The sequence below is a fragment of the Terrabacter sp. P5_B1 genome (assembly GCF_056400505.1).
Genome location: NZ_JBFULD010000098.1, coordinates 1 through 12587, shown reverse-complemented (window position 1 = coordinate 12587; position 12587 = coordinate 1). Strand labels below are relative to the sequence as shown.

The window sequence follows — 12587 nt, the reverse complement described above, 5'->3', positions numbered from 1 at the left end:
GACGGAGTGCTCTTTCGATTGCCGTGGGGGGTGTGGGTAGGGGGTCGGGGGTGGGAGTCAGGCGGGGGGCGTCGTGAGCACGCGTGACTCGTCAAGGTGCGCCAGGACCTCCGCGGCGACCCCGTCGGCGTCCGACCCGACGTCGGTTCCCTCGACCCACAGGCCCCACCGCGGCGTGGCCGGGTCGGCGTCGTCGCGGATGACGACGACGTGCACGGGTTCGGGCTCGACGAGGTCGAGGAAGTCCTCGAGCCGGTCGCCGAGGGCGTCTTCGGCGACGACCGCGTCGAAGCCCTCGAGCTGGTAGGTCTCGGCCACCGCCAGGGCCGCCGACCAGCGCAGCAGCCGCATCCGCAGCTGTTCCGAGGTCGGTGGCTCGCCCCACCCTGCTGCACCGCCCGCCGTGACCGCCTGTTCGAGTGCGGTCCCGTCGACGATGACGGCACGGCCGAGCCGCGTGGCCACCGCGGAGGCGAGCGTGGCCCGGTCCCGGGGCCGCCCCGCCGTCACGAGGAGGAGGCGACCGCGCGGCCCGGACTCGTCGGAACTGCTCATCCGCCGAGAGCGGCCGTCACGACGTCCTTGGCCTCGGCCTGCACGCGGGCCAGGTGCTCGGCGCCGCGGAAGGACTCGGCGTAGATCTTGTAGACGTCCTCGGTGCCGGACGGGCGTGCCGCGAACCACGCGCTCTCGGTCGTCACCTTGAGGCCGCCGATCTTGGCGCCGTTGCCCGGAGCCTCGGTGAGCTTGCCCGTGATCGGCTCTCCTGCAAGGGTTTCGGCGGTCACGTCATCGGGGGAGAGAGCGCCGAGCTTGGCCTTCTCCTCCCGCGACGCCGCGGCGTCGATGCGGGCGTATGCCGGGTCGCCGTGCCGGGAGGTCAGCTCGGCGTAGTGCTGGCTGGGGGTCTTGCCGGTCGCGGCGAGGATCTCGGACGCAAGGAGGGCGAGCAGGATGCCGTCCTTGTCTGTCGACCACACCGTGCCGTCCTGGCGCAGGAAACTGGCCCCGGCCGACTCCTCGCCGCCGAAGCCCACGGAGCCGTCGAGCAGCCCGGGAACGAACCACTTGAAGCCCACCGGGACCTCGAGGAGCGTGCGGCCGAGATCGCCGGCCACCCGGTCGATCATCGACGATGACACGAGGGTCTTGCCGATGGCGGTTGCCGCGGGCCAGTCCGGGCGGGCCCCACCGTAGAGGTACTGGATCGCCACGGCGAGGTAGTGGTTCGGGTTCATCAGGCCCGCATCAGGCGTGACGATGCCGTGCCGGTCGGCGTCGGCGTCGTTGCCCGTCGAGATGTCGTAGGCGTCCTTGGCGTGGATGAGCGAGGCCATCGCCGAGGGGGAGCTGCAGTCCATCCGGATCTTGCCGTCCCAGTCGAGCGTCATGAAGGCCCACTGCGGGTCGACGCGAGGGTTGACGACGGTCAGGTCCAGTCCGTGCCGTTCACCGATCTCGCCCCAGTAGGCGACCGAGGCGCCGCCGAGCGGGTCGGCGCCGATGCGCACCCCGGCGTCGCGGATGCGGGCGAGGTCGACGACCTGGGGCAGGTCGTCGACGTAGCTGCCGAGGAAGTCGTACGAGCCGGCCTCCCCACGGGCCTGGTCGAAGGCGACGCGCTTGACGTCCTTGAGACCCTGGCGGATGAGCTCGTTGGCGCGGGCAGCGATGACGGACGTGGCGTCGGTGTCGGCCGGACCACCGTGGGGCGGGTTGTACTTGAAGCCGCCGTCGGCGGGCGGGTTGTGCGACGGCGTCACGACGATGCCGTCGGCGAGTCCCGTCGCGCCGGGACCCTTTCCGCGGTTGGCCCGGAGGATCGCGTGCGAGACGGCCGGCGTCGGCGTGAAGCCGTCGCGGTCGTCGACGAGCACCCGCACCCCGTTGGCGACGAGCACCTCGAGGGCCGAGCGCCAGGCCGGATCGGACAGACCGTGCGTGTCGCGCCCGATGAAGAGCGGACCGTCGAAGCCCTKCGAAACGCGGTAGTCGACGATGGCCTGCGTCGTGGCGAGGATGTGGTCCTCGTTGAACGCCGTGCGCAGGCTGGACCCGCGGTGCCCCGACGTGCCGAAGGCGACCTGCTGGTCGGGGTCGTCGACGTCCGGGTGGCGGTCGTAGTAGGCGCCGATGAGGGCGTCGACGTCGACGAGGTCCTCGGCCTGGGCCGGCTGACCGGCGCGCGGGTGGCTCATGACGGGTCTCCGTTCGGGCTCGTGACGGCAGGTTCGCCGGCGTCGGCCGTCACGGCGATCTCCGGCGTCCGTGGCTCGTCGACCGGGACGAGCCAGACGGTCGACAGGCGCGGCACGGTGAGGTCGACGGCGTACGGCTGGTCGTGCCAGCTCTCCTCCCGGGCCTCGACGACGAGACCGGCGCTGCTCGGGGCGTCGGGGTGGTAGCCGGCGGTGTCGAGCACGACCGTCCACTTCCCGGCCCTGGGCAGGCCGATCCGGTAGGACTGCTGGGTCTCACCGCTGAAGTTCATGACGCAGGCGACGACCGGTGCGTCGGTCGCGCGGTCACCCTTGCCGAAGCGCAGCCACGAGAACGTGTTGTGGGCGGCGTCGTCGGCCTCGAGCCACTCGAAGCCCGAGCGGTCGGCATCGAGCTCCCACAGGGCGCGATGGCTGCGGTAGATGCCGTTGAGGTCCTTGACGAGGTTGTGGACCCGGTAGTGCAGCGGCTGCTCGAGCAGCCACCAGTCGAGGCTGCGACCCTCGGACCACTCGGACTCCTGGCCGAACTCGCAGCCCATGAAGAGCAGCTGCTTGCCCGGGTGGCACCAGAGGTAGGCGAGGAAGGCTCGCAGGGTCGCCACCTGCTCCTCGCGCGTACCGCGCGACTTGCGCAGCAGCGAGCCCTTGCCGTGGACGACCTCGTCGTGGCTGATCGGCAGCACGAAGTTCTCGTCGAAGGCGTACATGAGCGAGAACGTCAGCTTGCCGTGGTGGTACTTGCGGTAGATGGGCTCCTCGCCGAGGTACTTCAGCGAGTCGTTCATCCAGCCCATGTTCCACTTGAAGCCGAACCCGAGTCCGCCCTGGTTCGTCGGCTTCGTGACCCCCGGCCACGTCGTCGACTCCTCGGCGATCGTGACGATGCCGCCGACCCGCTTGTAGGCCGTGCCGTTGGTCTCCTTGATCAGCTCGACGGCCTCGAGGTTCTCGCGGCCACCGTCCTTGTTGGGCACCCACTCGCCGGCGTTGCGGGCGTAGTCGAGGTAGAGCATGGACGCGACGCCGTCGACGCGCAGCCCGTCGAGGTGGAACTCCTCGAGCCAGTAGAGCGCGTTGGCGACGAGGAAGTTGCGCACCTCGGGGCGGCCGTAGTCGAAGATGTTGGAGCCCCACTCGGGGTGCCAGCCTCGTCGGGGGTCCGGGTGCTCGTACAGCGGGAGCCCGTCGAAGCGCGCGAGGGCCCACTCGTCGGTGGCGAAGTGCCCGGGCACCCAGTCGAGCAGGACCCCGATGCCGGCCCGGTGCAGCTCGTCGACGAGGAAGCGGAAGTCGTCCGGACGGCCCCACCGTGAGCTGGGCGCGTAGTAGCCGGTCACGTGGTAGCCCCACGACGGGACGTACGGGTGCTCCATGACCGGCAGGAACTCCACGTGGGTGAAGCCGAGGTCGCGGACGTAGTTGACGAGGTGCTCGGCGAGCCCGCGGTAGCCGAGGTCCTGGCGCCACGACCCGAGGTGGACCTCGTAGATGCTCATCGGCCCCTGGTGGGCGTTGCCCGTGCGGCGGTGCTCCATCCAGGCGTCGTCGCGCCACTCGTAGTGGCTCTCGGTGACGATGGCGGCCTGCTTCGGCGCGACCTCCGTCATCCGCGCCATGGGGTCGCTCTTGAGCCGCACGAGCTCGTCCGGGCCGCGGACGGCGAACTGGTAGTTCATCCCCTCCTGGGCGCCGGGCAGGAAGAGCTCCCAGATGCCGCTCTCACCGAGGGCGCGCATCGGGTGGGACCGGCGATCCCAGTCGTTGAAGTCGCCGATGACGTGAACGGCCTTGGCGCGCGGCGCCCAGACGGCGAAGGACACGCCCCAGACGTCGCCAAGGGGTCCGGGGTAGTGCCGCACGTGCGCCCCGAGGACGGTCCACAGCTGCTCGTGGCGGCCCTCGTTGATGAGGTGCCGGTCGATCTCGCCGAGGGTCGGTGCGAAACGGTACGGGTCGTCCTGCTCGTGCTCGACGCCGTYGCCGTACTCGACGATCAGGCGGTAGTCGTGCGTCGTCGTGAAGTCCGGCGAGGTCATCGACCAGATGCCGTCACGCACGTGCTGCAGGTCGACCCGCTCGCCAGAGTCGAGCCGGGCACCGACCCGGGTGGCGTACGGGCGGAACGCGGTGATGGTGAGACCGCCCGGGCCCACGTGGTGGCCGAGCAGGTCGTGCGGCTGGCCGTTGCGGCCGTGCAGGAAGGCGGTGATGGCGGCGTCGTCCAAGGAGGGGCCGTGGGTGGCAGTGGTCATGACGTGCTCTCCTCGGTGGTGAGCCGCTCGACGGCGCCGAGCGGGATCGGCAGCCACGAGGGCCGGTTGCGGGCTTCGTAGACGRCCTCGTAGAGCGCCTTGTCGAGCTCGAGCGCCCGGGTCAGGGCCTCGGCGTCGGCATCGGGCGCGCCCGCGACGGAGGCGTAGCCGTCGAGGAACGCCGCCCGGCAGGCGGCCGCCCAGGCGGTCGCGTCGACAGGTGACTCGGCGAGCGCCACGGAGCCCGCGGCATAGTCGAACGATCGCAGCATCCCGGCGACGTCGCGCGCCGTGAGATCGGGTTGTACACGTTCGGCGAGCGGGCGCAGCGGTTCGCCCTCGAAGTCGAGGGCCACCCATCCCCGCTCGGGCACGTCGAGCACCTGACCGAGGTGGTAGTCGCCGTGGATCCGTTGCAGGGGAGGCCAGCTCACGTCGCGGACCGACGTCACGAAGCGGTCGACGGCCGGGGCGCAGGAGGCGAGCTCGGGCACCAGCGCCACGGCTGCAGCATACCGCTGGCGCATCGAGGCGACGAGTGCCTCGCGCGCCCCCTGGGTGACCTCGTGGGTGCCCAGCGAGTGCGCGAGGGCGCCGTGGATCTGAGCGGTGACGACGCCGAGGTCGCGGGCCCGGGCGGTGAAGTCGGAGCCGGACGCCGCGGCGACGAGCGCCACGCGCCAGGCGTCCTCGACCCCCGGGATGAACTCCTGGGCGAAGGCCAGGTGCCCCTGCATCGGGGACCCGTCGGCCGGGGAGTCCCACGCGCCGGAGAGGTGGCCGATGGCCATGGGCACGCGGTCGGAGCCCTCGGCGGTCAGGGCGGACTGCACGACGACGTCGGGGTTCTCGCCGTCCTGAAGGGTGCGGAACACCTTGACGATGACCGGCTCGGCCGGTCCGCCGCCGGGAGCCGTCATGCGACAGATGATCGAGGTGTTGGACTGCTCGCCGCTCAGCACGGCGGACGAGGACACGGACCCGTGCACGCGACCCGTGGAGGACCCGGTCGCCACGGCGTTGCTGCCAGCGGACGCCTGCGCCACGTCGGAGACGCCGGCGCCGAGGATCGTCGCCATGAGCTGGCTGACAAAGACGGGGTCGTGCGGGCCGTCGTAGACCCAGCGCGTGCCGAGCACGCTGTGCTCCATCGTGCCGAGCAGCGCGTGCTCGCCGCCCTCCAGCGGCGCGGCGCGATAGGTGAGCGGGACCTGGTAGACGACTGCAGGACTGACCGCCTCATCGGCGAGCAGCAGCGTCTCGCAGCCGACCTCGCCCTCGGGGTCCTCGAAGCGGAAGCCGCCCACGCGCCGCAGCTGTGGGACGTGTCCCTTGCCGTGGTACCACCGCTGGCCCGGCATCCACTCGGTGACCATCTCGGTCTTGGTCGGCACGATCGTCGCGTCCTTGTGCACGATGCCCATCAGCCGTGGTCCTCCCCGCCCCGCACGCGGAGCCAGAAGAAGTCGCGGGAGCCGAGCGTCAACGTGACCCGTCCGTCGCCGGCCACCCACGGGAACCCGCTACCGCCGAAGAGGTCGATGAGCTCGCGGCCCGCGAGGTGCTCGGGCAGCTGGATCGTCGCGGCCTGCGGGCGGCTCGAGAGGTTGTTGACGCAGAGCACGGCCTCGCCGGGCTCGTTGCCGTCGGGCTGCATCGTGCGGGTGAAGGCCAGGATCGCCTCGTTGTCGGCCTCRACGACGGTGAAGTCGCCGAGCCCGAACACGGGGTGGCGCCCCCGGATCTGGAGCATGCCCCGGATCCAGTGCAGCAGGGATGCCGAGTGGGCCATCTGGGCCTCGACGTTGATGTTGTTGTAGTGGTAGACGAGACTGCTGATGACGGGCAGGTAGAGCTTGCCCGGGTCGACGCTGGAGAAGCCGGCGTTGCGGTCCGGCGTCCACTGCATCGGGGTGCGCACCGCGTCGCGGTCGGTCAGCCAGATGTTGTCGCCCATGCCGATCTCGTCGCCGTAGTAGAGGCACGGTGACCCCGGCAGCGACAGGATGAGCGCGTGGATGAGCTCGATCTCGGGACGTGAGTTGTCGAGCAGGGGAGCGAGCCGGCGGCGGATGCCGACGTTGGCCCGCATCCGGGGGTCCGGCGCGTACCAGCCGTACATCGCGGCCCGCTCCTCAGGCGTCACCATCTCGAGCGTCAGCTCGTCGTGGTTGCGCAGGAAGGTGCCCCACTGCGTGCCCGACGGGATGGCCGGGGTGTCCGCGAGCACGTCGATGATCGGGGCGGCCTTCTCCTCGCGCAGTGAGTAGTAGAGCCGGGGCATGACGGGGAAGTGGAAGCACATCTGGCACTCCGGCGCCTCCTCGGAACCGAAGTAGTCGACGACCTCGGCCGGCGGCTGGTTGGCCTCCGCGAGCAGGATGCGACCGGGGTACTCGGCGTCGACCATGGCGCGCAGCCGCGCGAGGAACTCGTGCGTCCTCGGCAGGTTCTCGCAGTTGGTGCCCTCCTCCTCGAAGAGGTAGGGGACCGCGTCGAGGCGGAAGCCGTCGATGCCGAGGTCCATCCAGAAGCGCACGATGTCGAACATCGCCTCCTGCACGGCCTCGTTCTCGAAGTTGAGGTCGGGCTGGTGGCTGAAGAAGCGGTGCCAGAAGAACTGTCGGCGCACCGGGTCGAAGGTCCAGTTCGACACCTCGGTGTCGACGAAGATGATGCGCGCGTCGTCGTAGCCGTCGTCGGTGTCGGACCAGACGTAGAAGTCGCCGTAGGGGCCGTCGGGCTCGGCGCGGCTCGCCTGGAACCACGGGTGCTGGTCGCTCGTGTGGTTCATGACGAAGTCCGTGACGATGCGGATGCCGCGGGCGTGGGCCTGCGAGACGAGCTCGGTGAACTCCGGCAGCGTGCCGAACTCCGGGAGCACCGCCTTGTAGTCCGCGATGTCGTAGCCACCGTCACGCAGGGGCGAGGCGTAGAACGGTGGGAGCCAGAGGCAGTCGACCCCGAGCCACTGGAGGTAGTCGAGCCGGTTGATCAGGCCGGTGAAGTCACCGGCGCCGGAGCCCTTCGAGTCGGCGAAGGCGCGGACGAGCACCTCGTAGAAGACCGCCTTCTTGAACCACTGGGGGTCGTGCTTCAGGCCGGGCTGGGACAGGTTGAGGCCCTGCATCTGTCAGTGGCTCCTCACGTGGATGATGTGGACGGGCTCGGAGTCGGGCCCCAGACGGACGAAGTTGTCCTGGCGCCACTCCCACGTCTGGTTCGTGATGTGGTCGTGCGCCTCGAAGGTCGACCACGTAGCCATACCCAGAGCCTCCATGTCGAGGTGCACCCACGTCTCACGGGTCGCGTGCGGGTCGAGGTTGGCGATGACGAGGACGGTGTCGCGCTCACCCGTGGCCCGGTCGACGACCCGGGACTTGCTGAAGACCATGATGTTCTCGTCGTCGGCCGMGTGGAAGCGCAGGTTGCGCAGCCACCGCAGGGCGGGGTGCCACTCGCGGATGTCGTTGAGGCGCTTGAGGTACCAGGCGAGGGAGCGGCTCTCGAGGGGACCACCCGGCTCGTAGAGATACCACTGACGGTCCTTGTACTCGTACTTCTCGTTGTCGATCTGCTCCTCGGCGCCTGGCCGTGCCACGTGCTCCATGAGCTCGTAGCCGGCGTAGATGCCGTAGGTCGGCGACATGGTGGCCGCGACAGCGGCACGCAGCTTCCAGGCCGTGGGGCCGCCGTACTGCATGTAGGGCGTGAGGATGTCGTGCGTCGTCGGCCAGAACGCCGGACGCATGTATGCCGACCCGGTCGCCTCGCCCGCGAGCTCGCGGCCGTACTCCTCGAGCTCCCACTTCTCGTTGCGCCACGCGTAGTAGGTGTAGCTCTGCTGGAAGCCGGCCTTCGCGAGCTCGTGCATCATCGCCGGCTTGGTGAACGCCTCGGACAGCCAGATCGTCTCGGGGTGGGTCAGGGCGACGTCGGCGATCAGCCACTGCCAGAAGGCGACCGGCTTCGTGTGGGGGTTGTCGACGCGGAAGATGCGCACGCCGTGGTCGAGCCACACCTGGATGACCCGTCGCACCTCGGCGTAGGCCGCGGCGGGGTCGTTGTCGAAGTTCAGCGGGAAGATGTCCTGGTACTTCTTCGGCGGGTTCTCGGCGTAGGCGATGGTGCCGTCGGCCCGGGTCGTGAAGAGCGAGGGGTGCGTCTGCACCCACGGGTGGTCGGGTGAGGCCTGCAGCGCGATGTCGAGGGCGACCTCGAGCCCGGCGCGACCTGCCTCGGCGACGAAGTGGTCGAAGTCCTCGAAGGTGCCGAGGTCGGGGTGGATGGCGTCATGGCCGCCCTCGGGCGAGCCTATGGCGTAAGGGGATCCGGGATCGCCGGGCTGGGCGCTGAGGGAGTTGTTGCGGCCCTTCCGGGCGGTCGTGCCGATGGGGTGGATCGGTGTCAGGTAGACGACGTCGAAGCCCATGTCCGCGATGGCGGGCAGCCGCTCGGCCGCGGTCCGGAGCGTGCCGGAGATCCACTTGCCGGTCGTCTCGTCGCGGTGCGCCCCCTCGGAACGGGGGAAGATCTCGTACCAGGCGCCGTAGAGCGCGCGCTCGCGCTCGACGAGCAGGGAGTATGCCGGTGAGGGCGAGACGAACTCGCGCAGCGGCACGAGCGCTGCGAGCCCCAGGATCTCGGGGGAGGTGGCCGCGCCGAAGCGGTGCGCGGCCGGTGCCCGGTTGTCACCGAGCGCGACGACGCCCTTGTCGATCTCGGACGCGTCGACGCCCAGACCGCGCACGGACTCGGCGAAGCGCTGGAGCACGCGGACGCCCTCGGCGCACATGAGGTCCTCGTCGACCCCGGCGGCGATCTTGATGCCGGCGTCGTGCACCCACGTCGCGAAGGGGTCGGACCAGCCCTCGACGCGATAGGTCCACCAGCCCTCGCGGTCGGCGACGACGGTGGCGGACCACTCGGACAGGCCCGGATTGTCGCTGTGCATCGCGAAGTAGTGGTCGGTGCCGTCGGGGTCGGTGAGCACCGCCGTCGCGTTGACGGCGTCGTGACCCTCGCGGAAGACCTTGGCCCGCACCGTGAACTCCTCGCCGACGACCGACTTGGCCGGGCGCGTGCCGCCGGCGACGACCGGACGGACGTCGCTCACGGGAATGCGTCCCATCGGGAGCGCGCCACCCGGCATACCCTCGACGGTCGGTGGGGTGCTCACGGGGTGCTCGGGCGCGAGGTGGACGGCTCCGGACGCGGTGTCGTCGACGAACGCCGTATCTGCGGTCGGGGTCGCATCGTCGCGCCGGGCTGCCTCGGGAGGGGCGGCGGTGCGCACGCGGTTCGGCTTGCTCGGACGATGCTTCTTCGCTGGGCCAGTCACGGAATCGACCGTATCGAAGTTGCAGCGTTTGGCCCACGAGGCGGCGCGGGTCGGTCCGGTGCGTGAAACGCGACTGCAAGGGTTGCAAGAACCCGACATGGCGACCCCTATGCTGTCCCCTTGTGAAGGCCATCCGCCGCTTCAGCGTCCGCACCGTCCTGCCCAGCCGTCTCGAAGGACTCGGCGTCCTCGCGAGCAACCTGCGCTGGTCCTGGCACCCGCCGACCCGCGACCTGTTCGAGAGCATCAGTCCCCGCAAGTGGGCGCAGGCGGGTGAGGACCCGGTCAAGCTGCTCTCCCGGCTGTCCTCCGACGAGCTCGCCGCCCTCGAGGCCGACGACGACTTCGTCGGGCGCGTCGTGGCGGCCAACGAAGACCTCCACCACTACCTCACCCACGAGGCCTGGTACCAGTCGTGGAGCCGCGACCAGGAGGCTGCCGGCCGGGCTGCCCCCGCCGCGATCGCCTACTTCAGCCCTGAGTTCGGCATCACGTCCGTGCTGCCGCAGTACTCCGGCGGTCTCGGCATCCTCGCCGGCGACCACCTCAAGTCGGCGTCGGACCTCGGCGTGCCGATCGTCGGTGTGGGCCTCTTCTACAAGACCGGCTACTTCAAGCAGTCCCTCAACCGGGACGGCTGGCAGGTCGAGACCTACCCCGTGCTCGATCCCGACGGGCTCCCGCTCTCGCTCCTGCGCGAGGCGGACGGCACCCCGGCCGTCGTCACCGTCAGCCTCCCGGCCGGCCGCGAGCTGCACGCCCACGTCTGGAAGGCGCAGGTCGGCCGCGTGCCGCTGCTCCTCCTCGACTCCGACGTCGCCGACAACGACGAGCAGACCCGCAAGGTCACCGAGTCGCTCTACGGCGGCGGCGGCGACACCCGCCTCGAGCAGGAGCTGCTCCTCGGCATCGGCGGCGTGCGCGCCCTGCGGTTGTGGTCGCGCCTGTCCGGCAGCCCCACGCCGGAGGTCTACCACACCAACGAGGGCCACGCCGGCTTCCTCGGCGTCGAGCGCATCACCGAGCTCGTCCGCGACCACGGGCTGTCCTTCGACGACGCCCTCGAGGCCGTCCGCGCGGCGACGGTCTTCACGACCCACACGCCCGTCCCCGCCGGTATCGACCGTTTCGACGCCGCCAAGATCAACCTCTTCTTCGGCGGGGCGAACGCCATCCCCGGTGTCCCGGTCGAGCGGCTGCTGGCTCTCGGCGCCGAGGACTACGAGGGTGGTCAGCCGGGCATCTTCAACATGGCCGTCATGGGCCTGCGCCTCGCGCAGCGCGCCAACGGCGTCTCGCAGCTCCACGGTGTCGTCAGCCGGGAGATGTTCGACGGCCTGTGGCCCGGCTTCGACGACGTCGAGGTCCCGATCTCCAGCATCACCAACGGTGTCCACGCGCCGACGTGGGTCGACCGGGCCGTCTACGACGTCGCTCGCAAGTACCTCGGCACGGCCGAGATCGCCGGCCAGGACGAATGGGAGCGCATCGACGAGGTCCCGGCCGACGCGGTCTGGTCGACCAAGCGCGAGATGCGCGAGAAGCTCGTCTCCGACGTCCGTCGACGCGTCAAGTCCTCGTGGCACAAGCGTGGCGCGAGCGACGCCGAGCTCGGGTGGGTCGACGACGTGCTCGACCCGGACGTCCTGACGATCGGCTTCGCCCGCCGGGTGCCGACGTACAAGCGCCTCACCCTGATGCTCCGCGACCCGGAGCGGCTCAAGCGCCTCCTGCTCCACCCGGAGCGTCCGGTGCAGCTCGTGATCGCCGGCAAGTCCCACCCCGCCGACGAGACCGGCAAGCGCCTCATCCAGGAGATGGTCCGCTTCGCCGACGACCCCGAGGTGCGCCACCGCATCGTCTTCCTGCCCAACTACGACATCGCCATGGCCCAGCACCTCTACCCGGGCTGCGACGTCTGGCTCAACAACCCGCTGCGCCCCTTCGAGGCCTGCGGCACGTCGGGCATGAAGGCCGCCCTCAACGGTGGTCTCAACCTCTCCATCCTCGACGGCTGGTGGGACGAGTGGTTCGACGGCCGCAACGGCTGGGCCATCCCGACCGCCGACGGTGTCGAGGACGCCGACCGGCGTGACGACATCGAGGCCTCCGCGCTCTACGACCTCATCGAGAACGACGTCGCCGCGAAGTTCTACGACCGCGACGCCGCGGGCCTGCCGCAGGGCTGGATCGCCATGATGACCCACACCCTCAAGACGCTCGGGCCGAAAGTTCTCGCGAGCCGCATGGTGCAGGACTACACCGAGCAGCTCTACAGCCCCGCGGCCGGTGCCGGGCGCTCGGTCGCGGCAGCGGAGTTCGCCGGCGCGAAGGACCTCGCCGCCTTCAAGGAGAAGATCCGCACGGCGTGGCCGAAGGTCAAGGTCGAGCACGTCGAGCCCTCGGGCGTGTCGGACTCGCCGCAGGTCGGCGACGTCCTCGACCTGCGCGCCTACGTGTCGCTCGACGGCCTGACCCCCGACGACGTCGAGGTGCAGCTCGTCCACGGCCACGTCAACGACATCGACGAGCTGTGGGGTGTGGAGGTCGCCCCGCTCGCCCTCGTGGAGTCCTACGACGACGACCGGCACCAGTTCGCCGGCTCTCAGGCGCTGCGACGCACCGGCTCGTTCGGCTACAGCGTCCGCGTGGTGCCGAAGCACCCGGGACTGGCCGGACCGGCCGAGCTGGGGCTGGCACGCAACGCCTGAGCTCGAGCCTGACGTGAAGAGCCCGGACCCCGAGCGGGGTCCGGGCTCTTCACGTCAGCCG

7 protein-coding genes are annotated in these 12587 nt (G+C 70.4%); 1 reads left to right on the top strand and 6 read right to left on the bottom strand.

Translation table 11 applies throughout. The features are described from left to right. Positions 1-57: 57 nt before the first annotated feature. From AC1DP0_RS09355 to AC1DP0_RS09330, 6 genes are read right to left on the bottom strand one after another with little or no spacing between them, the layout of a single operon-like run. Entirely contained in the window at positions 58-555 is a 498-nt protein-coding gene (locus AC1DP0_RS09355; protein ID WP_478083956.1) for a hypothetical protein, read from the bottom strand. Beyond that, a complete protein-coding gene (gene pgm / locus AC1DP0_RS09350; protein WP_478083953.1) occupies positions 552-2198 on the bottom strand; it encodes a phosphoglucomutase (alpha-D-glucose-1,6-bisphosphate-dependent) in 1647 nt (548 codons plus the stop codon). Before pgm ends, AC1DP0_RS09355 begins: the two co-directional genes overlap by 4 nt. Beyond that, positions 2195-4474 (bottom strand): 1,4-alpha-glucan branching protein GlgB, encoded by a 2280-nt coding sequence (gene glgB, locus AC1DP0_RS09345; protein ID WP_478083949.1) that lies wholly within the window; start codon positions 4472-4474, stop codon positions 2195-2197. Before glgB ends, pgm begins: the two co-directional genes overlap by 4 nt. Beyond that, positions 4471-5898, bottom strand: a complete 1428-nt coding sequence (locus tag AC1DP0_RS09340) for a maltokinase N-terminal cap-like domain-containing protein (RefSeq protein WP_478083947.1) — start codon at positions 5896-5898, stop codon at positions 4471-4473. The genes glgB and AC1DP0_RS09340 overlap by 4 nt, the downstream gene beginning before the upstream one ends. Then, the gene (treS, locus tag AC1DP0_RS09335) at positions 5898-7604 is read right to left on the bottom strand and encodes a maltose alpha-D-glucosyltransferase (protein WP_478083945.1); all 1707 of its coding nucleotides are present in this window, start codon (positions 7602-7604) and stop codon (positions 5898-5900) included. Before treS ends, AC1DP0_RS09340 begins: the two co-directional genes overlap by 1 nt. 3 nt (positions 7605-7607) lie before the next feature. Further along, a complete protein-coding gene (locus AC1DP0_RS09330; RefSeq protein WP_478083959.1) occupies positions 7608-9626 on the bottom strand; it encodes an alpha-1,4-glucan--maltose-1-phosphate maltosyltransferase in 2019 nt (672 codons plus the stop codon). A gap of 311 nt (positions 9627-9937) precedes the next feature. Here AC1DP0_RS09330 and glgP point away from each other — a divergent pair, with 311 nt between their 5' ends. After that, a complete protein-coding gene (gene glgP / locus AC1DP0_RS09325) occupies positions 9938-12526 on the top strand; it encodes an alpha-glucan family phosphorylase (RefSeq protein ID WP_478083943.1) in 2589 nt (862 codons plus the stop codon). The last annotated feature ends 61 nt before the right edge of the window (positions 12527-12587 follow it).